This window comes from Sphingopyxis sp. GW821-FHT10B01 (assembly GCF_059415685.1).
Genome location: NZ_JBWKNS010000004.1, coordinates 243,770 through 263,207, shown reverse-complemented (window position 1 = coordinate 263,207; position 19,438 = coordinate 243,770). Strand labels below are relative to the sequence as shown.

General features: G+C 64.8%; 21 protein-coding genes. 9 read left to right on the top strand and 12 right to left on the bottom strand.

Features of this window, described 5'->3' with window-relative positions:
- Positions 1–6: 6 nt before the first annotated feature.
- The 9 genes from AC07NV_RS13985 to AC07NV_RS13945 form a co-directional block, all read right to left on the bottom strand.
- The gene (locus tag AC07NV_RS13985; RefSeq protein WP_495166973.1) at positions 7–1,119 is read right to left on the bottom strand and encodes an S-(hydroxymethyl)glutathione dehydrogenase/class III alcohol dehydrogenase; all 1,113 of its coding nucleotides are present in this window, start codon (positions 1,117–1,119) and stop codon (positions 7–9) included.
- A gap of 109 nt (positions 1,120–1,228) precedes the next feature.
- Entirely contained in the window at positions 1,229–1,528 is a 300-nt protein-coding gene (locus AC07NV_RS13980; protein WP_495166972.1) for a phage baseplate assembly protein V, read from the bottom strand.
- 22 nt (positions 1,529–1,550) lie between these two features.
- Entirely contained in the window at positions 1,551–2,930 is a 1,380-nt protein-coding gene (locus AC07NV_RS13975; protein ID WP_495166971.1) for an L-serine ammonia-lyase, read from the bottom strand.
- 119 nt (positions 2,931–3,049) lie between these two features.
- Complete coding sequence (locus AC07NV_RS13970) at positions 3,050–3,664, bottom strand: superoxide dismutase (RefSeq protein ID WP_495166970.1); 615 nt, start codon at positions 3,662–3,664, stop codon at positions 3,050–3,052.
- Positions 3,665–3,758: 94 nt separating this feature from the next.
- The gene (locus AC07NV_RS13965) at positions 3,759–5,354 is read right to left on the bottom strand and encodes a cisplatin damage response ATP-dependent DNA ligase (RefSeq protein ID WP_495166969.1); all 1,596 of its coding nucleotides are present in this window, start codon (positions 5,352–5,354) and stop codon (positions 3,759–3,761) included.
- Positions 5,351–6,364, bottom strand: coding sequence for a ligase-associated DNA damage response exonuclease (locus AC07NV_RS13960; RefSeq protein WP_495166968.1), 1,014 nt, complete (start codon positions 6,362–6,364; stop codon positions 5,351–5,353). Before AC07NV_RS13960 ends, AC07NV_RS13965 begins: the two co-directional genes overlap by 4 nt.
- Complete coding sequence (locus AC07NV_RS13955) at positions 6,364–7,794, bottom strand: UdgX family uracil-DNA binding protein (RefSeq protein ID WP_495166967.1); 1,431 nt, start codon at positions 7,792–7,794, stop codon at positions 6,364–6,366. Before AC07NV_RS13955 ends, AC07NV_RS13960 begins: the two co-directional genes overlap by 1 nt.
- Positions 7,791–9,041 carry a putative DNA modification/repair radical SAM protein gene (locus AC07NV_RS13950; RefSeq protein WP_495166966.1) on the bottom strand — a complete coding sequence of 417 codons (1,251 nt, stop codon included), beginning with the start codon at positions 9,039–9,041 and terminating at the stop codon, positions 7,791–7,793. The genes AC07NV_RS13955 and AC07NV_RS13950 overlap by 4 nt, the downstream gene beginning before the upstream one ends.
- 50 nt (positions 9,042–9,091) lie before the next feature.
- Positions 9,092–10,564 (bottom strand): GAF domain-containing protein, encoded by a 1,473-nt coding sequence (locus AC07NV_RS13945; protein WP_495166965.1) that lies wholly within the window; start codon positions 10,562–10,564, stop codon positions 9,092–9,094.
- Positions 10,565–10,845: 281 nt separating this feature from the next.
- On the opposite strand from AC07NV_RS13945, the gene AC07NV_RS13940 reads away from it, so the two are divergent.
- The gene (locus AC07NV_RS13940) at positions 10,846–11,640 is read left to right on the top strand and encodes a response regulator (protein WP_495166964.1); all 795 of its coding nucleotides are present in this window, start codon (positions 10,846–10,848) and stop codon (positions 11,638–11,640) included.
- Positions 11,641–11,727: 87 nt separating this feature from the next.
- Here AC07NV_RS13940 and AC07NV_RS13935 read toward each other — a convergent pair whose 3' ends face one another.
- Entirely contained in the window at positions 11,728–12,282 is a 555-nt protein-coding gene (locus tag AC07NV_RS13935) for a sigma-70 family RNA polymerase sigma factor (RefSeq protein WP_495167275.1), read from the bottom strand.
- 133 nt (positions 12,283–12,415) lie between these two features.
- Here AC07NV_RS13935 and AC07NV_RS13930 point away from each other — a divergent pair, with 133 nt between their 5' ends.
- The 4 genes from AC07NV_RS13930 to AC07NV_RS13915 all read left to right on the top strand — a co-directional run bounded on the left by AC07NV_RS13930 (position 12,416) and on the right by AC07NV_RS13915 (position 15,688).
- Positions 12,416–12,802, top strand: coding sequence for a NepR family anti-sigma factor (locus AC07NV_RS13930; protein ID WP_495166963.1), 387 nt, complete (start codon positions 12,416–12,418; stop codon positions 12,800–12,802).
- Positions 12,802–13,434 (top strand): sigma-70 family RNA polymerase sigma factor, encoded by a 633-nt coding sequence (locus tag AC07NV_RS13925; protein ID WP_495166962.1) that lies wholly within the window; start codon positions 12,802–12,804, stop codon positions 13,432–13,434. Before AC07NV_RS13930 ends, AC07NV_RS13925 begins: the two co-directional genes overlap by 1 nt.
- 181 nt (positions 13,435–13,615) lie before the next feature.
- Positions 13,616–14,794 (top strand): PQQ-dependent sugar dehydrogenase, encoded by a 1,179-nt coding sequence (locus AC07NV_RS13920; protein WP_495166961.1) that lies wholly within the window; start codon positions 13,616–13,618, stop codon positions 14,792–14,794.
- 120 nt (positions 14,795–14,914) lie between these two features.
- The gene (locus AC07NV_RS13915) at positions 14,915–15,688 is read left to right on the top strand and encodes an esterase/lipase family protein (RefSeq protein ID WP_495166960.1); all 774 of its coding nucleotides are present in this window, start codon (positions 14,915–14,917) and stop codon (positions 15,686–15,688) included.
- Here AC07NV_RS13915 and AC07NV_RS13910 read toward each other — a convergent pair.
- Positions 15,667–16,185, bottom strand: coding sequence for a GNAT family N-acetyltransferase (locus AC07NV_RS13910; protein ID WP_495166959.1), 519 nt, complete (start codon positions 16,183–16,185; stop codon positions 15,667–15,669). The genes AC07NV_RS13915 and AC07NV_RS13910 overlap by 22 nt on opposite strands.
- Positions 16,186–16,432: 247 nt before the next feature.
- Between AC07NV_RS13910 and AC07NV_RS13905 the strand changes: the two genes are divergently transcribed.
- The 4 genes from AC07NV_RS13905 to AC07NV_RS13890 all read left to right on the top strand — a co-directional run bounded on the left by AC07NV_RS13905 (position 16,433) and on the right by AC07NV_RS13890 (position 18,871).
- On the top strand, positions 16,433–16,891 hold the full coding sequence (locus AC07NV_RS13905; protein WP_495166958.1) for an RrF2 family transcriptional regulator: 459 nt from the start codon (positions 16,433–16,435) through the stop codon (positions 16,889–16,891).
- Positions 16,884–17,579 carry a class I SAM-dependent methyltransferase gene (locus AC07NV_RS13900; protein ID WP_495166957.1) on the top strand — a complete coding sequence of 232 codons (696 nt, stop codon included), beginning with the start codon at positions 16,884–16,886 and terminating at the stop codon, positions 17,577–17,579. Before AC07NV_RS13905 ends, AC07NV_RS13900 begins: the two co-directional genes overlap by 8 nt.
- 59 nt (positions 17,580–17,638) lie before the next feature.
- Positions 17,639–18,193 (top strand): helix-turn-helix domain-containing protein, encoded by a 555-nt coding sequence (locus AC07NV_RS13895; RefSeq protein WP_495166956.1) that lies wholly within the window; start codon positions 17,639–17,641, stop codon positions 18,191–18,193.
- A 72-nt stretch (positions 18,194–18,265) separates the two neighbouring features.
- Complete coding sequence (locus AC07NV_RS13890; protein ID WP_495166955.1) at positions 18,266–18,871, top strand: HD domain-containing protein; 606 nt, start codon at positions 18,266–18,268, stop codon at positions 18,869–18,871.
- Here the strand turns inward: AC07NV_RS13890 and AC07NV_RS13885 are convergent.
- Positions 18,868–19,296, bottom strand: a complete 429-nt coding sequence (locus tag AC07NV_RS13885; RefSeq protein WP_495166954.1) for a VOC family protein — start codon at positions 19,294–19,296, stop codon at positions 18,868–18,870. The two genes, AC07NV_RS13890 and AC07NV_RS13885, sit on opposite strands and share 4 nt — an antisense overlap.
- Positions 19,297–19,438 lie beyond the last annotated feature (142 nt).

Genomic DNA, 19,438 nt, shown 5'->3' with positions numbered 1-19,438 from the left:
GTGCCCTCAGAACACGACGACGGAACGGATGCTCTCGCCCGCATGCATCAGATCGAACCCCTTGTTGATGTCTTCAAGGCCCATGACGTGGGTGATCATCGGGTCGATCTCGATCTTGCCGGTCATGTACATGTCGACGATCTTGGGCACGTCGGTGCGCCCCTTGGCGCCGCCGAACGCGGTGCCGCGCCAGTTGCGCCCGGTGACGAGCTGGAACGGGCGCGTCGCGATTTCCTTGCCCGCCTCGGCGACACCGATGATGATCGACGTGCCCCAGCCGCGGTGGCAGGCTTCGAGCGCGGTGCGCATCACTTCGGTGTTGCCCGTGGCGTCGAACGTATAGTCGGCGCCGCCGTCGGTCAGCTGGACGATCGCGGCGACCGTGTCTTCGCGGCTCATACCCTTGGTGTTGAGGAAGTCGGTCATGCCGAACTTGCGGCCCCATTCCTCACGCGCGGGATTGATGTCGACGCCGATGATCTTGTTCGCGCCCGCGAGGCGCGCACCCTGGATCACGTTCAGCCCGATGCCGCCGAGCCCGAAGATGACGACATTGTCGCCGACCTGGACCTTTGCGGTGTTGATGACCGCGCCGACGCCGGTGGTCACGCCACAACCGATATAGCAGCTCGACTGGAACGGCGCGTCTTCGCGGATCTTCGCGACCGCAATCTCGGGCAACACGGTGAAGTTCGAGAAAGTCGAACAGCCCATATAATGGAAGATCGGCTGGCCCTTGTAGCTGAAGCGCGTCGTGCCGTCGGGCATCAGCCCCTTGCCCTGCGTCGCGCGGATCGCGGTGCAGAGGTTGGTCTTGCCCGAAAGGCAGCTTTTGCACTGGCGGCATTCGGGGGTGTAAAGCGGGATCACATGGTCGCCGGGGGCGACGCTCGTGACGCCCGCGCCAACCTCGCGCACGATACCTGCGCCCTCATGGCCGAGCACGCTGGGGAAGATGCCCTCGCTGTCGAAGCCGTCGAGCGTATACGCGTCCGTATGGCAGATGCCCGTCGCCATGATCTCCACCAAGACCTCGCCCGCCTTCGGGCCTTCGAGGTCGAGTTCGACGATCTCCAGCGGCTTCTTCGCTTCGAATGCTACAGCGGCGCGGGTCTTCATGGTAAAAACTCCAAGGATCGTCGATGCGTCGCCTTTTCCATCTCCGGCGCGGCCGCGCAAGCTTCAATCTGGCCCGATCGGCCGCGCTTTATCTCCCCATGGTCGGGACCTAGCCAACGTCGGGGGCGGGACCGGCAAAACCCCCTTCACCAGCCCTCCAGTAACAACCGACCCAGATGGGACGGTTGGGATCGCCACCCTCGAATTCGACCCAGACACCGGTACCAAGGGGTGGGATCGCGCGCGAACGTTCTTTCTCCACGCTATAGGGCATGCAGGGCATCGCCCAATTGAGCTCGGATCCGGTCACGTCCGGAACAGCGACCTGCAATCGCCCGGACAGCAGAGGGTCGATATTGTTGACAACCTGACCGCGATATTTTCCAGAAAAGAGTTGCTCGTTCATCATCCGATCGCTCCCGCTCGTAACATCAACACTCAACGACGCTAACCGCTAGCCCGCCTTTCGAGGTTTCCTTATATTTGTCGCGCATGTCGCGGCCGGTCTGCAGCATCGTCACGATCACCGTGTCGAGGCTCACCACATGCGTACCGTCGCCGATCATCGCAATGCGGCTCGCGTCGATCGCCTTGATCGAGCCCATGGCATTGCGCTCGATGCACGGGATCTGCACCAAGCCGCCAATCGGATCGCAGGTGAGCCCGAGATTATGCTCCATGCCGATCTCGGCGGCATTTTCGACCTGCGCGTTCGTGCCGCCCAAGGCCGCAGTCAGCCCCGCCGCCGCCATCGAACAGGCGACGCCGACTTCGCCCTGACAGCCAACCTCGGCGCCCGAGATGCTCGCGTTGCGCTTATAGAGCGCGCCGACCGCGCCCGCGGCAAGCAGGAAGGTGCGCACGCCCGCGTCGTCGCCGCGATAGCCGCGCCGGTAAAAGCGGATCACCGCCGGAATGATCCCCGCCGCGCCATTGGTCGGCGCCGTGACGACCTTGCCGCCGGCGGCATTTTCCTCATTCACCGCCATCGCCCACAGGTTGATCCAGTCCATCATCGCCAGCGGGTCGGTCAGATTCGCCTCGTGGCGGTTGCGAATGTCGGCGGCAATCTGCGGCGCGCGGCGCTTGACCTTCAGGCCTCCCGGCAGAATTCCGGTGCTCGAACAACCCGCATCGATCGACGCGTCCATCGCCCCCGCGATCGCGTCGAGGCCGGCGTTCACCTCTTCGAGGCTGCGGTGCGCCAGCTCATTCTCGAGCATCATCTCGGCAAAGCTTTTGCCCGATGCCGCGCCCATTTCGAGCAGGTCGGCGCCCGACGTGAAGGCGAAGGGCAGTTCGACCTCATCCTCGGCGCCGCGGCTGTTGCGCCCCGCCTCCTCCTCGTCGACGACGAAGCCGCCGCCGATCGAGAAATACATGCGCTTGGCAAGGATTTCGCCCTCGCCATCGCGCGCGGTAAAACTCACCGCATTGCTGTGAAAAGGCTGACGCTGGCGCATCTGGAAATGCAGGTCGCGCGCGGGCTGGAAACGCGCCCGCTGGCGCCCGAGCAGATAGAGGAAGCCTTCGCTCTCCGCCCGGTCCCAATGCGCCTTGATCGCGGCGAGGCTGGTCGAGGCCGGGATTTCGCCGGCAAGTCCCGCGACGATCGCGGTGTCGGCGGCGTGGCCCTTGCCAGTCAGCGCAAGCGAACCATACAGGTCGGCTTCGACATGCACGGTCTTCACGAGCAACGCCTGCTCGTCGAGCCAGACCGTGAAGCGCCGCGCCGCAACCATAGGGCCCACGGTGTGCGAGCTCGAAGGTCCGACGCCGATTTTGAAAAGTTCGAAAAGGCTGATCGTCATGGCGGCCCTATAGGAGAAGCGCCGGCATGAGGATAGGCCCGCGCGGGCCGATTTTCGTTACGGCATGCACCGACGACGACGATCCTCCCCACCGCTTCGCGGCAGGGAGGGTTTATCGATCAGGCCGGATAGGTCCAGGTCGTGTCGCGCGCGAAATTCTCAGCGGCGAAGTCCCAGTTCAGCAGTTCGTCGACCACCGCGTCGACATAGGCCGGGCGCAGATTCTTGCGGTCGATATAATAGGCATGTTCCCACACATCGATGACGACCAGCGGCTTGATGCCTGCAGTGAGTTCAGTGCCGGCATCATGCGTGTCGGTGACCGACAGCGTGCCGTCGCGCGAGACGAGCCACGCCCAGCCCGACGCGAAATGATTGACCGCGGTTTCCTTGAGCTTCTTCTTCAGATCGTCGAGCGAACCGAAATCGCGCTCGATCGCGGCGAGCAGATCGCCTGCGGGCGCGGTCTTCGTCGGCGACAGGCTTTCCCAATAGAAGGCATGGTTCCACGACTGCGCCGAGTTGTTGAACAATCCCTTGTTCCCCGCGCCTTCGGCATGGTGGACGATTTCCTCCAGCGGCTTGTCGGCCAGCTCGGTCCCCTCGATCGCGGCATTGACCTTGTCGACATAGGCCTTGTGATGCTTGCCATGATGCGTCGCGAGCGTGTCGGCCGAAATATGCGGCTCGAGCGCGTCCTGCTTGTAGGGCAGCGGGGGAAGAGCGATCGTCATGGCAGTCCATCCTTTTTATAGGGGTTTGGGGCCTTTAACTCGGTATCGACCCCACCGGTTGCAACCCCGTGGCGGGAATTTTTCCGGTGAACGCTCAGGTCACCATCGCCTGAAGCGTTGCGATCCGGTCGGCCTCTTCGGCGGGCTTGTCGCGGCGGATGCGCGAAATGCGCGGGAAGCGCATCGCCAGCCCCGACTTGTGGCGCTTCGACATATGGATCGAATCGAAGGCGACTTCGAGCACGAGCGATTTTTCGACTTCGCGCACAGGGCCAAAGCGGTTGAGCGTATTGTCGCGGACAAATTTGTCGAGCCACTTCAATTCCTCGTCGGTAAAGCCCGAATAGGCCTTTCCGACGGGCAGCAACTCGCCCGCCTCGCTCCAGCAGCCGAAGGTGTAATCCGAATAGAAGCTCGCGCGGCGTCCGTTGCCGCGCTGCGCATACATCATCACGCAATCGGCGGTGAGCGGGTCGCGCTTCCATTTATACCACAGCCCCGCGCGGCGCCCCGCGACATAAGGCGCGTCGCGGCGCTTGAGCATCACCCCCTCGATCGCCGCATCGCGCGCGCTGGCGCGACGCTCGGCAAGATCGTCAAAGTCGCTTACGTCGATCACCTGCGACAGGTCGAAATGGCTGTCGGCGAGGCGCGGCACGAAGTCCTCCAATTGCCGCCGCCGCTCGGTCCACGGCAGCCCGCGCAGGTCGTTGCCGTCGACCGCAAGCAGGTCGTACACCCGCACGAATGCGGGATAGTCGGCGAGCATCTTCTTTGACACGACCTTGCGCCCGAGCCTTTGCTGGAGCGCATTGAAGCTCGCCGCCCCTCCCTGTGTTTCCGGGCCGCCCTGCACCTCACCGCGCACGAGCAGTTCGCCATCGATCACCGCATCCTGATCGAACGCCGCGACCAGTTCGGGGAAGGCGCCGCTGATCTCCTCGCCGCCGCGGCTGTAGATGCGCGTCTCGCCGCCGCCCCCACGGCCACCGCGCACGATCTGGACGCGGATGCCGTCCCATTTCCATTCGGCGGCATAGTCGGCAAGGTCGACGCTCTCTTCCTCGAGCGGATGCGCGAGCATGAAGGGGCGGAAGAAGGCAACATCTTTGAGGTCGGGGCGCTCGGCCCTGCCCTCGCCCCACGCGAAGAGCGGCGCATAGGGCGGCGCGATCGCGTGCCACAGCTCCTCGACATCGTCGACGGGCACGTCGAACGCCTGTGCGAAGGCCTGTTTCGCGAGCCGCGCCGACACGCCGACGCGCATCCCACCCAAGGCCAGCTTGAGCAGCGCATAGCGCCCGTCAGCGTCGAGCCGGTCGAGCAGCGACGCGACGACGGCGGGGGCGTCGCTGCGGGACGCCCCCGACAGCGCATCGACGGCGGCCGACACACTGAGATCTTCCTTCTTCCCCGGCGCATCGGGCCAGAGCAAGGCCGCCGTCTCGGCCGTATCGCCGACAAAATGTCGCGACAGGCGGAACAGCTCTTCGTCGACGCGCGTTGCGAGCAGGGTCCGCACCGTTCCCGCCTTCACCGCCGGGAAATCGAGGCTCTCGGTCAGTGCCGCGATCGCCCAGCCGCGATCGGGGTCGGGCGTGTGCCGTAGATAGTCGACGATCAGCGCGAGCTTGCTGTTTCGCGAGCGCGTGTAGATCAGCCGGTCGATCAGGGCCGCGAAGCGCTTCACCCCTCTTCCTCCAGATCGCGACCCACCAGATGCAGCGCGCGCGCCTTGCGCTGATGCAGTTCGCACCAGCGGAGCAGGCCGTCCTCGCTGCCGTGGGTGATCCAGCTTTCCTTCGGGTTCACCTCCGAAATCGTCGTCGTCAGCTCGTCCCAGTCGGCATGGTCCGAAATGACGAGCGGCAGCTCGACCATCCGCTGGCGCGCGCGCTGCCGCACGCGCATCCAGCCCGACGCCATCGCGGTCACCGGATCGGGCAGCCGCCGCGACCAGCGGTCATTGAGCGCCGACGGCGGCGCGAGGACGATCTGCCCCGCCATTTCGGCCTTGCCGGTTTCGCTGACGAGCCGCAGTTCGCCAAGGCCGACACCGTGCACCGCATAAAGCTGACACATCTTCTCGAGCGCGCCGTGAATATAGATGGGCGCATCCCATCCCGCCCCGCGCAATTCGGCGATCACCCGCTGCGCCTTCCCCAGCGCATAAGCGCCGACGAGCACTGACCGATCGGGCTCGGCGCGCACCGCGCCGATCAGCTTGGCGATCTCGTCGGCGGTCGGCGGGTGGCGGAACACCGGCAGACCAAAGGTCGCCTCGGTCACGAAGATGTCGCACGGCACGACCTCGAACGGCGCGCAGGTCGGGTCGGGCCGGCGCTTGTAGTCGCCGGTGACGACGATCCGCTCGCCCTGATATTCCATCAATATCTGCGCGCTGCCGAGCACATGCCCCGCGGGATGGAAACTGAAGCGTACCCCGCCGCGTTCGAACCCGTCGCCATAGGAAAAGGCCTGATTATGGCTCGCCTCGACATCGACACCGTAACGCAGCGCCATGATCGCCAGCGTCTCGGGAGTCGCGAACACTGCGCCGTGGCCGCTGCGCGCATGGTCGGCGTGACCGTGCGTGACTGCGGCGCGCTCGACGGGGCGCGAGGGATCGATCCACAGGTCGGCGGGCTTCACATAGATGCCACTCGGATGCGGCTCGATCCAGGTCTTCGCCTTCGCCATCAGGCGGCGAGTTTCCGCGCGCGGACCAGGTCGGCGACGAACATCGCGCGCTCCTCGGCGGCGCGCTCGCGATCGGGCAGGCGCAGCAGGAAGGACGGGTGGATCGTCGCGATCAGCTTGCTTCCCCCTTCCAGATTGTGCACCGCACCGCGCATCGATTTGATGCTCGCACTCTTGCCGCTGACCCCGCGCAAAGCGCTTCCGCCCAATGTCACGATCAGGTCGGGCTGAACAAACGCGCGTTCCTTGTCGAGCCACCAGCGGCACATGTCGATCTCGCCGGTCGTCGGGTTCTGGTGAAGGCGGCGTTTGCCGCGCGGCTCGAACTTGAAATGCTTGACCGCGTTGGTGAGGAACAGGCGTGCTCGATCGACACCCGCTTCTTCCAGCGCCTCGTTGAGCACCTGCCCCGCCGGCCCGACGAACGGCCGCCCCTGCAAATCCTCCTGATCGCCCGGCTGCTCGCCGACGAGCATGATGCGGGCGGACTTTGGTCCCTCGCCCGCCACACCCTGCGTCGCGTTGCAATGGAGCGGGCAGCGCGTGCAGCGATCAACCGCGCGTGCGAGGTCGCCCAGCGTCCTTACATCGTCATCGAGGAGCAGTTCGTCGGGCACGCGCGTCCGCCATTTGTCGGTCAAAGGGTTCGCCAAGGAAACGGCCGTTTCGCGCATGCGTTCCACCCGCGCCTCGGCGCCCGCGAGCAACGGCGCGATATCCTGCGCCTCGGGAAGGTTCTTCCAGTATTTCTTCGGCATCTCGGCGCGCATCGCATCGATCTTCACCCGCGCCGGGTTGAAGATCGCGCCATAATAAGTGCGCCACTGATCCTCGACGATATCGCTGTCGGGCACGTCGTTTTTCGTACCACCGGGGCCGTAGCTCAGCGTTTCGGCCTGCCAGATCGCGCGCGCGTCGGGCGTCACAATCGCCCAGTCCATACCGTAAAAGCGGCGCTGAAAGAAGGGCGCGGTCACCCGCAGGATGCGATGCGACGGCTCGAACCACGCGGCGAAGCTCTCGCGCCCCGCCTCATCCTCGCCGAGCCGCCGGAAGCGCACGAAAGCGTGCATCTTGTGCACGTCGCGGCGGATCGCCTTGTCGGCCTTCATCAACCAATCGACATCGGCATCTGTCCGCCGCGCCAGAATTTGCCGATCGTTCGCCGCGCGCCAGACGATCCGGTAGAGCCGCGCCGGAACTTCGGCATCGCGGTGGCAAATCACCCGTTCGGCGACTTCGAGCAATTCGCGCGGTAACGAGACCGCGCCTCCGGTCGTCGTAATCTCCTCGTCACCAAACAACGACGCGCCTTCGGCATTGCCGCGCCAGCTCACATCTTCGGGCGCTACGCCCCCGGCGAGCAGCCCGCGTGCGGCCCTGCGCCATTCCGTAAAATCGCCCGGTTCCTTGAGGACAACTTCCCTCACAGTGCCAGGACCAACTGCTCGGGCGGCGGCGCAAAGCGCGCGCGCAAGTCGGCGCTGTCGGTCAGCGTCCCCGGCCGCCAGTCTGGCAGCACGACGAAGGGTAGCAGTTTTTTGACCGATGCGGTCAGCTTTGCCAGATCACCGAGCCGCAACCTGCCCAGCCGCCGCGCCGCGACGATCCGGTCGACCGCGCGCGTCCCGAGCCCTGGCACGCGGAGCAGCAATTCGCGCGGTGCACGATTGATATCGACCGGAAAGGCTTCGCGCCGCATCAGCGCCCACGCGAGCTTCGGATCGATCGCCAGGTCGAGCATCCCGCCGCTCGCGCCCTCCATAATCTCCGCGCGCTCGAAGCCGTAGAAGCGCAGCAACCAGTCGGCCTGATACAGCCGGTGTTCGCGCATCAAGGGCGGGCGGACGGGCGGCAAGTCGCTGCTCGCGTCGGGGATCGGGCTGTAGGCGGAATAATAGACACGGCGCAGCTGATAGCCCGAATAAAGGTTGGTCGCGGTCTTCAATATATCGTCGTCGCGCGATGCGTCCGCCCCGACGATCATCTGCGTCGACTGCCCCGCGGGCGCGAAACGCGGCGGCATCGCCTTGCCGATCAGCCGGCTTTTCGCGGCGTCGATCGCATCCTCGGCGCCGACGCGCACCGACGCCATCGTCTTGCGGATCGTTTCGGGCTTCTTTTCGGGGGCAAAACTGCTGAGCCCTGCCTCGGTCGGCAGTTCGACATTGGTCGACAGCCGGTCGGCGTAGAGACCCGCGAGCGCGATCAGCGCGGGGTCGGCGCCCGCGATCGTCTTGAGATGGATATAGCCCTGAAAACGATGCTCCTCGCGCAGGATGCGTGCGACCTCGACGAGCTGCTCCATTGTATAATCCTCGGAGCGGATGATCCCCGACGACAGGAACAGACCCTCGATATAATTGCGCTTGTAGAAATCGAGCGTCAGCCGGACGACCTCCTGCGGGCTGAAGCGGGCGCGCTCGACATTGCTCGACGCGCGGTTGATGCAGAAGCGGCAGTCGTAGATGCAAAAGTTCGTGAGCAATATCTTGAGCAGCGAAATGCACCGCCCGTCGGGAGCATAGCTGTGGCAGATGCCCATCCCTTCGGTCGACCCGATGCCCTTGGTTTCGGTCGAATCGCGCGTCACCGTGCCCGACGAGGCGCAGGAGGCGTCATATTTGGCCGCGTCGGCCAGCACGGCGAGCTTTTCCAGAATCGATTTGGCAGACATATCCCATGGCTAGCACGGGAACATAATAAGAACAAATACGACGAACGCGCTCAGGCGTCACGCCACCGCGCCGGCATGGCGATTTCCGCAACCAGCCCGCCCGGCTCCCAGCGCCGTTCAATCGTTCCGCCGAGGTTGTTCTTCACGCTGCGCTCCATCAGCATCGTGCCGAAACTCGCCCGGTCGGGCGCGGTAATGTCGCTCGCGCCCGTTTCCGTCCAGGTCAGGCGAAACATCCGCGACTCGCTGTCTTCGGGATCCTGCGTCCATTCGACATCGACGTTGCCACCCTCATTGGTCAGCGCGCCATGTTTGACCGCATTGGTCGCCAACTCGTTGAAGGTCAGCGCCATCGCGACCAGCGCATTTTCGGGCAGCAGCAGATCGGGGCCCGACCAGCGGATGCGGGGAAAGGCGGCCTCGACCTCGCGCATCAGCGCGTGCATCGACCCGGTCATGAAATTGGCGCCGAGCAGAACGTTCTGCGCGCGGTTGAGTGCGTCGAGCCGGCTGCTGATCCGCTCGACATAATCCTCGACGTCGCGCGCGGCGTGGCGGGTGAGCGAGATGATCGCGCTGACCGTCGCGAACAGGTTGCGCATCCGGTGGTGCAATTCGCGCATCAGCAGATTGGCATTTTCCTGCCGGCTTTTCTGCTCTGTTATATCGATGCTGACCCCGGTGAGCATCGCGTCGTCCGATCGCACATCCCAGTCGCCGCGCACCGCGTTCCAGCGCACGCCGCGCTCGGGATTGAGGACGCGATATTCGGCGGCATAGGGCGTGCCGTTCGCGATCGCTTCCTTCAATATTTCGCGCAGGGCGGCACGGTCGTCTGGATGGACAAGATCGAAAAAGCCATTGCCGGTCGCCAGCATCGCCTGGAATTCGGAGCCCCACAATTCGGCACCGGCGCCCTGCGTGCGCAACCGATCGGTCCGCGGGTCATATTGCCACGACGCTATCCCTGAAAAATCGAGCGCGCGCTCCAGCGTTCGCCGCGCTTCGTCGCGCTCGGCGCCGATCCGGCGAAGGTCGGCTTCGGCCATGATGATCCCGGCGAAATCTTCGAGCCGGCCAAGTTCGACCTCGGTCAGCCCGCCGCGTTCTTCGCGGTCGATCACGCAAAGGCTGCCAAGGATGGCACCGTTATAGGCGCGAAGCGGCACCCCGGCATAGAAACGGATGTGCGGATCGCCGGTGACCAGCGGGTTATCGTGAAAGCGCGGGTCGCCGAGAACGTCGGTGACGACAACTGGCCGGTCTTCGGCGATGACATATTGGCAGAAGCTCATTTCGCGCGGGGTTTCGGTCGTGTCGAGGCCATAGGCCGATTTGAACCACTGGCGGCAATCGTCGACCAGTGACACCAGCGCGATCGGCACGCTGTAAAGGTCGGCGACCATTTTTGTCACGCGGTCGAACGCCTGCTCCGGCGGGGTGTCCATGATCCGGTATTCGCGAAGCGTGTCGAGACGCAGCCTTTCGGCCCGTGCCGCCCCTTCGTCTCCCCCGTCCGCCAAATCCCGTCCCTCGCTACCAGGCGATGCCGCTGGAACTGCATCGCTTATGTCCCCTGGGAGGCGCTCTGCCATGAATATGGTCCCTACAAAAGCATGCTCGTCGCGCAATAAAGAAAATGGTTTCATTCCACTTACTTACGCAGCGTTTTCATCGCGTCCCGGCTGACTCTACGCATTAGGGCGCGACAAGTTGCAGCCGCGCGCGCCGCTTTTCGGTTACGACCCGCGGAACCGACCCGCGCCGGGCTGCGTATGACGGGTGTAAAACGGAAGGAATATGAATGGCATTGGGTGAAGAAATCCGCGGACATCTTCCTTTCCTGCGCCGCTACGCGCGCGCATTGACGGGCAGCCAGCAACATGGCGACAATTTCGTTCATACGACACTGGAAGTGATCGTCGCGGCGCCTGACGAATTCCACAATGGCTATGGCACCCGGATCGACCTCTACCGCAACTTTCATCGCATCTGGGAAAGCGCCTATATCGACGATGGCGAGGGGAGCGACGATAGCGAGCATCCGCTGGTCCGCGCCGCCAACCAGCGCCTCGCGCAGATCACACCGCTTGGCCGGCAAATCCTGCTGCTCACCGCGCTCGAGGGTTTTTCGGTCGAGGAAGCCGGATTGATCACGGGAACCGATGGCTCGACCGTTGAAACCCTGCTCGCCGAAGCGGTCGGCGAACTCGACCGCGAATCGCGGACCTCGGTGCTGATCATCGAGGACGAGCCGCTGATCGCAATGGAACTCGAACAGATTGTTCGCGACCTTGGCCACCGCGTCGCGGGAATTGCCACGACGCATGAAGATGCCGTCGCCGCCTTCGAGGCGACCGATGCCGGGCTGGTCCTCGCCGATATCCAGCTTGCGGACGGATCGTCGGGGATCGACGCGGTGCAGGAGATATTGGCGATCGCGCCGGTCCCGGCGATCTTCATCACCGCCTTTCCCGAAAAGCTGCTGACGGGCGGGCGAGTCGAACCGACCTTCCTGATTTCCAAGCCCTTCCGCGAAAACACGGTGCGCGCGGCGATCAGCCAGAGCCTGCTTTTCACCCCGGAGCTCGCCGCATAGCGGGCATCATCCGGGCGTCGACGCGGCGCCCGGGAACATTATGCGAAGAAGGCCGATGAAGGCCGTGGGCGATCTCGACCGCGCCACTCAATCCAGCGATGGCACCCCGCCGGTCAACTGGTCGACATTGTCCATGATCGTGCGGAATGCTTCGCTCGACGGCATCACATCGGTGCTGCGCCGCGGCATTTCGCCGCTTTCCAATATCGTCTGCAGCGCCGTGCGGCCGCGCGATACGCGGCTTTTCATCGTGCCGACGGCGCAGCCGCAGATCGCTGCGCCCTCCTCATAGGATAATTGCCCCGCACCGATCAGCACCAGCGCCTCGCGCTGGTCGACGGGCAGCAGCATCAACGCGCGCTGCACATCGGCGAGGTGCAGGCTGTCATCTTGGTCGTCGGGCGCGACAAGCAGCCGTTCGGCGGCAAGCTCGTCATATTCGGCGGTGAATTTCTTGCGCCGCATCTGCGAGAGGAAACAGTTGCGCAGGATGACGAAGGCCCAGCTTTTCATGCTGGCGGGTCCCGGCACATATTGCGCACGCGCCTTCCACGCCTTCAGCATCGTTTCCTGCACCAGGTCGTCGGCCAGGTCGGCGTTGCCCGTCAGGCTCCGTCCGAACGCACGCAGATGCGGCAACATGGCCGCCAATTCCCTCTTGAAGCTGGCATCGTCGAGCGGTTGGGGCGTTTCGTCGCTAGTCACACGGTCCTGATCGGTTGGGCGCCCTGAAGCGCCGCTGAATGGACAACAGGCTTAGCTGGTTGAATCCTTTATGGGAACCGAAAGCGCACGCGGGGTACTCAAGCCGTCCTCTCGCCCGACTTGCTGTGCTTTTCCCGCAACACGGTTCGTCGAAAAAACCGACTGTGCGGGAACCCGCAGCCTGTTTCGTCGTTGCTCCATCATGGCTACGCAAGGCAACAACAGGATGAACGGCAAGGGCACCCGGCCCCCGATGCCCGATGCCCCGCATCGCGCTCAGGGCACTTTTCCCGGCACCAACGGCGACCAGTGGCATCGAACGCTGACCGGCCGGCAGGCGCCCGAGCCTGTCAGCGCGAAATTGCGCATGATTTACGGCAACATCGTCGCCGAACAATTGCCCGATAATATGCTCGACCTCCTTTCCCAGCTCGATCAGAAAAGCCCGAAGCAATAATGACCGGATCAACCGCTGCTGCGCAGCCGCAGCCCGACGCCCTGTCGGACGGTGAATTCAAGACGCTGCTCGCCAGTGTCATTCCGCACTTGCGCGCCTATGGCCGCAGCCTGTCGGGCAACCCCGACCTCGCCGACGACCTGACGCAGGACACGATGGTCAAGGCGTGGGCATCGCGCGAACGGTTCGAACGCGGCACCTCGATCAAGGCTTGGACCTTCGTCATCCTGCGCAACACTTTCCTGTCGCAGATGCGCCGCAACAAGTTCGTTGGCGAATATGACGAGACCGCGGTCGAACGCACCATGTCGACCCGCGCCAGCCAGGAAGACAGCGGCGAGATGGCCGACCTGCAGCGCGGGTTGATGGAATTGCCGCAGGACCAGCGCGAAGCGTTGATCCTCGTCGGCGCCGGCGGGCTATCCTATGAAGAGGCCGCGAGCATCTGCGACTGCGCGCTCGGCACGATGAAAAGCCGCGTGTCGCGCGCGCGCGCCGCGCTCGAGGAAATCATGGAAAGCGGCCAGTTTTCGCAAAAGCGCGCCGACGCGCCCCCCGCGGGCGAAGCGGTCGACGCGATCATGGACAGCGTCGAGACGATCACCGCGCGGCGCGAGGCGGCGAACCGCTAATAAGCTGCCCCCCAAATCCTGTTCGTGCTGAGCTTGTCGAAGCACCGTTCTTCTTCTCGACGTCGCAAAATGAACAGCCCTTCGACAAGCTCAGGGCGAACGGGCTGTTGGTGGCTCTCGACATCCGGCGGGCGGCGCGTCAGAACGGCGCGTCCTTCCCCAGCAAAGCGAGCCCGTTCCGATGAAAAATCTGCCGCACCTTGGTCTGATCGCCGCGCTGACCGTCGCCGCCTGCTCGGCCGCCCCCGCCTCGACCGAAGCCGCGCCCGCCGATACTGCCAAGCTCGACGCTTCGGGGGCACAGCCCGCAGTGCCGCTCGCCGACGCACCTTTCACCGTCAAGGAGATCGCCAGCTTCAACGAGCCCTGGGCGATGACCTTTGTCCCCGGCACACGCGCGGCGCTGATCACCGAGAAATCGGGCAAGCTCAAACTCTGGCAGGAAAGCGGCCCGACGCTCGACGTCGCGGGCGTGCCTGCGGTCGCCTACGGCGGTCAGGGCGGCTTTGGCGACATCATCGTCGCGCCCGATTTTGCGACCAGCGGCACGATTTACCTCAGCTGGGTCGAGGCGGGTCCGGGCAAGACCTATGGCGCGGTCGTCGGCAAGGCGAAGCTCAAACAAGGCGCAGCCCCCGCGCTCGAGGGGCTCCAGATCATCTGGAAGCAGGATCCCAAGGTCACCGGACAAGGCCATTTCTCGCACCGCCTCGCCTTCTCGCCCGACGGCAAATATCTCCTTATCGGCTCGGGCGAACGCCAGAAGTTCACGCCGGCGCAGGATATGACGGGCAATCTCGGCAAGATCTTGCGTCTCAATCCCGACGGCAGCGTCCCCGCCGATAATCCCTTCGCCAGCGAAGGCGGCGTCACCGCGCAAATCTGGTCGCTCGGCCACCGCAACATCCTCGGGCTCGCCTTCGACGGTAGCGGCAAGCTCTGGAATCAGGAAATGGGCCCGAAGGGCGGCGACGAGGTCAACCTGGTCGAGGCGAAGTCGAACTACGGCTATCCGATCGTGTCGAACGGCGACCATTATGACGGCAAGGACATTCCCGACCATCCGACCCGCCCCGAATTCGCCGCGCCCAAATTGTGGTGGAACCCGTCGGTCTCGCCCGGCGGGCTCGTCTGGTATGGCGGCGATCTGTATCCGGGCTGGAAGAACAGCCTGCTGATGGGTGCGCTGTCGGGCGAGGGGCTGATCCGCATGGCGGTCGACGGCGACATGCTGCACAAATCGGACCGCTGGGATTTCGGCCAGCGCATCCGCGAGGTCGAAGTGCGCGACGACGGGTCGGTCTGGCTGCTCACCGACGGCGAGAATGGCAAGCTGCTGAAGCTCGTCCCCAAGCGCTGACCCTCACTTTTCGTCACCCCGGACTTGATCCGGGGTCCAGCTTTCCCATCTCATGGGAGGAGCAAGGGTTCACTGGATTCCCGCTTTCGCGGGAATGACGATTATGGGATTAGGCCCACGATGATCCGCGGTCTCCTCACCCGGCGCGCCGAATGGCCGGCGCGCATTCCCGACCCCGACGCGCTGCCGCCGCTCAAGTTGCTGTGGCGCGAGATCGGGTCGCTCGCGCGCGCGATCGGCGGGCGCATCCGCCCGATGCCGCCCGAGCCGAATCCGGACAGCGCGCATCCGCCGGTGATGGTCCTTCCCGGCTTCCTGTCGGGCGACTGGGCCACCAAGGCGCTGCGCGCCGACCTCCGCCGGTCGGGCTTCCGCTGCTACGCCTGGGGCCTCGGCTTCAACCGCGGCGCAACCGCGGATATCATCGATCGCATCGACACCCGCGTCCAGTGGATCATCGACCGCACCGGCTATGCTCCGGCGCTCGTCGGCTGGAGCCTCGGCGGCATCTATGCGCGCGAATATGCCAAGCATCATCCGGACAGGGTCGCGCGCGTCGTCACCCTCGGTTCGCCCTTTTCGGGCAGCCGCCGCGCCAACCGCGCCTGGCGCCTCTATCACCTCGTCGCGCGCCACCCGGTCGACAATCCACCGATCGACTTCCACCCCGCACCGCGCCCCGAAATGCCGACCTTCGCGCTCTGGTCGAAGCATGACGGCGTCGTCGCGATCGCCAGCGCGCGCGGCCAGCCGCACGAAAGCGACCGGCAGGTCGAAGTCGACTGCGGGCATATGGGCTTTGCCTATGCCCCCACCTCGGTGGCCGCGATCGTCAAGGCGCTGACCGAAGAGGTAAGCTCCGGGTCCGCCGATCAGCACACATCGATGCGATAGGCAGGCGCTGCACGCCAGCTCATCAACATCCGCCCCGGACGCCGCCCCGCGCGCCCCGTCGACACGAACCCGATTCGCCGCAACAGCGCACGCGACCGCTCGTTATCGGGGTGGCATTCGGCGACGATCGAACATCCCGGCCGCGATGCGGTGAGCGCGCCGACGACTGCGCGCACCGCCTCGGTCGCGATACCCCGCCCGCGCGCCCGCGCCGCGAACCAGTAACCGATCTCATATTCCTGCCCCGCGCGGCGATGGACCCCGATCACACCATTGAGATCGAGGCCGCTTTCGTCGCGCACCGCGTGAAACACGTCACCACCGCCCGATCCGGCGATCAGCGCGCGGGCATCGGCTTCGGTGAAGGGCGCGTGCAGGAAATGGACCTGCGAGGTCACCGTGTCGTCGGTGATCGCGGACAATGCGCGCGCATCATCGGCATAGAGCGGGGTGATGCGGCAATGGTCGGTCGACAGGGCAAGCAAAGTATCGGTCATGTCGCGTCTTCTTCAAAAAGCGCACGCCGTGACCGGGGGTTGGTGGTGTGATGATGACCATTCGCCTTGTCCGAACACGGCGGCGATGGTCACAGGATGATGCCATGCCGCTCCTAGGTAAAGGAGCGCCAATACGCCTTGAATCGCAGGGATTGATCGTTGGTCATCGTGGGCGGACCTAACAGCGCCGCGCGCGGCGATCAAGTCCCTGCTTGACGATCGCATTTCACGCACTATTTAAAGTTACATGAAACGCGACAGCCGACTCTCGGGCGTGCTCCACGTCCTGCTCCATATGGCCGAACAAGATGCGCCGATGACCTCGGACCAGCTTGCCAAGGCAATGCAGACGCATGCCGTCGTCATCCGCCGCATCCTTGGCGGGCTGCGCGATACGGGTTTCGTCCACAGCGAAAAGGGCCATGGCGGCGGCTGGACGATCGCGCGTGACCTTGCCGGGATCACCATGCGCGACGTCTATGACGCGATCGGCCGGCCCAGCCTGATGGCGATGGGCAACCGCACCGAGGCGCCCGGCTGCCTTGTCGAACAGGCGGTCAACGCCGCGCTTGATACAAGCTTCCGCGACGCCGAGACATTGCTCCTCGCGCGCTTCGGCGAAGTGACGCTCGCCGCACTCGCCGCCGATTTCCACGCGCGCATGGCCGCGCGATCCATCGACACACAGGAGCATATGCATGGCTGAAGGCGCGCGACATTTCCTCGACAGCTTCAAGGATCCAGCGGCGGTCGCGCACTATACCGAAGGACCGCGGCGCTTCGTCCCCGGGCTCGACGGGCTCCACCGCATGACCGGGCTATTGCTCGCCGAGCGCGCGCCCGACGACGCGCACATCCTCGTCCTCGGCGCGGGCGGCGGCAGCGAGATGAAGGCGATGGCGGAGGCGCATACGGGCTGGCGCTTCACCGGCGTCGATCCCGCCGGTCCGATGCTCGACCTCGCGGCGCAAGTGCTTGGCGCCAATGCGCACCGTGCCGAGTTGATCGAGGGCTATATCGACGATGCACCCGCCGGACCTTTCGACGGCGCAACCTGTCTCCTCACGCTCCACTTCCTCGAGCGCGAGGAACGCATCCACACCGCCGCCGAGATCCGCCGCCGCCTGAAACCCGGCGCGCCCTTCGTCGCGGCGCACGGCAGCTTCCCGCAGGGCGCCGGCGAGCGCGACCGCTGGCTCGACCGCTATGCCGCCTTCGCCATCGCCTCGGGCGGCGATCCCGAACAGGTCGCCAAGGGCCGCGAGGCCGTCGCCACCCATGTCGCGATGCTCAGCCCCGAAGCCGATGTCGAGGTTCTGCGGGCCGCAGGCTTCACCGGCGTCGAACAATTCTATGCCGCCTTCACCTGGCGCGGCTGGGTGGGTTATGCGTGAGCCCTGCCGGCACTGACGAAGGATATTGCCCCCCTATCCCGGCGCGCTAATATCCCGCCATGATCCAAAATCTGCCTGTCGGGCGGGCGCTGCGCCGCTTTCGCCGCCTCAACGGCATCAAGCAGGGCCATTTCGCCGAACTGCTCGCCGTTTCGCAGGGCAGCGTGTCGCGATGGGAAAGCGGCACGCACGAACCCGACGCGCCGCACCGCGAAAAAATTGCCGCCCTCATCGCGGCGCATACCGGCAATGATGCCGATGCGGCGCTGAAAAAACTGGTCGAGACCTCGTCGCAGGCGGTGCATCTGATTTGCGATGCCACCCACCGGCTGCTGGCGGCATCGCCAACCCGCGCCGAATCGTGGAACGCTGGCGCCGGGGCCTATATCGGTACGTCGCTGTGGCGTTTCGCCAGCCGCGAAATCATCACCGCCGAAGAGGGGCTGGACGCGGCGGGTTGGTTCGAGCGTCCGTTTCAGACGCTGGATTTCGACACCGGCAGCAATGGCAGCGCGGAAATCCCGGTGTGCCCCGGGCAGATGCGCTGGGAGACCATTCCGCTGTCCGGCGGGCGCATCGGCCGGCTGACGACGACGATCGACCGGCACGCATAATTTTTGCGTGTCCGCGTGCGCCACGCGTTCCTATGGCCGCACCCATCCGATGTCATCGCCAAGGACCGCCCGATGGAACAGACCATTCAAATCGAACCCGCCCGGCTCGAAGGCATACTTGCCTTCGTTCAGGCGGCCGAACAGCTGAAGGATACGCTGCGCAGCGGCATCACGTCGCAGGGGCGCGCCGAAAGCACCGCCGAGCATAGCTGGCGGCTCTGCCTGATGGCGATATTGTTCGACCTCGAGCTCGGCGACTTCGACCGGTTGAAGCTGCTCAAACTCTGTATCGTCCACGACCTTGGCGAAGCGATTTCGGGCGACGTGCCCGCGACAGAGCAGATCGACGGCGACGGACGCGCCAGCCAGGAACGCGCCGACCTCATCACGCTCTGCGCCCCCCTGCCCGCCGATCTGCGCGAGGAGCTGGTCGCACTATGGGACGAATATAGCTCGGCCGCCTCATTCGAAGCGGTGCTGGCAAAGGGCTTCGACAAGCTGGAAACCATGCTCCAGCATCTGATCGGAAAAAATGCCGCCAGCTTCGATTACCGGTTCAACCTCGGCTATGGTGCGAAGCATACCGCCAGACACCCGCTGCTCGGCGAACTGCGCCGCCTCGTCGACCGGGAAACGCAAAAGCGCTTGGACGAAACGGTGGCGGGCGGGACCGGCTAAAAGCGGATCTCGACCGACGGTACGCTCCGCGCATGCGCGCCATGATGGACCGCCTCGATATTATTGCCGTCGGGGTCGAGCAGGAAGGCGGCGTAATAGCCCGGATGATAGGGCCGCTCGCCCGGCGCGCCATTGTCGCGACCGCCCGTCGCGAGGCCCGCCTTGTAAAAGGCGTCGACCGCGGCGCGGTCCGCCGCCTGAAAAGCCAGATGATGCCGCCCGGTCAGCTTGCCCTCCGCCGCCGCGCTGTCGGCGGTCGACACGAACAGCTCGTCGACCCAAAAATAATCCTCGGCCTCGCCGCCAATCGGCACGCCCAGCACATCGAACAGAGCGCCATAAAAAGTGCGGCTCGCCTTCAGGTCGGTGACCACCAGCTGGATATGGTCGATCAACCGGCCGCGATGCAGCAACTGCGTTTCCATCCGCTTCACTCCCGTCTTGCGCCCGCCTGCTGCTCTCGAAAACCCGGATCGCCCGGCGATGGTTCCGGCGCTTCCCGCCCCCTCGATCGATCCAGCCCTCTTGCACTACCGATTAATACAATATATTGCGCAATATATTGTA

Coding starts and splice junctions, on each gene's coding strand:
- AC07NV_RS13930 (WP_495166963.1), top strand. CDS start 12,416: ATGGGAACCGAAAGCGCACGCGGGGTACTCAAGCCGTCCTCTCGCCCG.
- AC07NV_RS13905 (WP_495166958.1), top strand. CDS start 16,433: ATGAAACGCGACAGCCGACTCTCGGGCGTGCTCCACGTCCTGCTCCAT.
- AC07NV_RS13925 (WP_495166962.1), top strand. CDS start 12,802: ATGACCGGATCAACCGCTGCTGCGCAGCCGCAGCCCGACGCCCTGTCG.
- AC07NV_RS13985 (WP_495166973.1), bottom strand. CDS start 1,119: ATGAAGACCCGCGCCGCTGTAGCATTCGAAGCGAAGAAGCCGCTGGAG.
- AC07NV_RS13960 (WP_495166968.1), bottom strand. CDS start 6,364: ATGGCGAAGGCGAAGACCTGGATCGAGCCGCATCCGAGTGGCATCTAT.
- AC07NV_RS13950 (WP_495166966.1), bottom strand. CDS start 9,041: ATGTCTGCCAAATCGATTCTGGAAAAGCTCGCCGTGCTGGCCGACGCG.
- AC07NV_RS13900 (WP_495166957.1), top strand. CDS start 16,884: ATGGCTGAAGGCGCGCGACATTTCCTCGACAGCTTCAAGGATCCAGCG.
- AC07NV_RS13935 (WP_495167275.1), bottom strand. CDS start 12,282: ATGTTGCCGCATCTGCGTGCGTTCGGACGGAGCCTGACGGGCAACGCC.
- AC07NV_RS13910 (WP_495166959.1), bottom strand. CDS start 16,185: ATGACCGATACTTTGCTTGCCCTGTCGACCGACCATTGCCGCATCACC.
- AC07NV_RS13895 (WP_495166956.1), top strand. CDS start 17,639: ATGATCCAAAATCTGCCTGTCGGGCGGGCGCTGCGCCGCTTTCGCCGC.
- AC07NV_RS13890 (WP_495166955.1), top strand. CDS start 18,266: ATGGAACAGACCATTCAAATCGAACCCGCCCGGCTCGAAGGCATACTT.
- AC07NV_RS13915 (WP_495166960.1), top strand. CDS start 14,915: ATGATCCGCGGTCTCCTCACCCGGCGCGCCGAATGGCCGGCGCGCATT.
- AC07NV_RS13940 (WP_495166964.1), top strand. CDS start 10,846: ATGGCATTGGGTGAAGAAATCCGCGGACATCTTCCTTTCCTGCGCCGC.
- AC07NV_RS13970 (WP_495166970.1), bottom strand. CDS start 3,664: ATGACGATCGCTCTTCCCCCGCTGCCCTACAAGCAGGACGCGCTCGAG.
- AC07NV_RS13975 (WP_495166971.1), bottom strand. CDS start 2,930: ATGACGATCAGCCTTTTCGAACTTTTCAAAATCGGCGTCGGACCTTCG.
- AC07NV_RS13980 (WP_495166972.1), bottom strand. CDS start 1,528: ATGATGAACGAGCAACTCTTTTCTGGAAAATATCGCGGTCAGGTTGTC.
- AC07NV_RS13920 (WP_495166961.1), top strand. CDS start 13,616: ATGAAAAATCTGCCGCACCTTGGTCTGATCGCCGCGCTGACCGTCGCC.
- AC07NV_RS13885 (WP_495166954.1), bottom strand. CDS start 19,296: ATGGAAACGCAGTTGCTGCATCGCGGCCGGTTGATCGACCATATCCAG.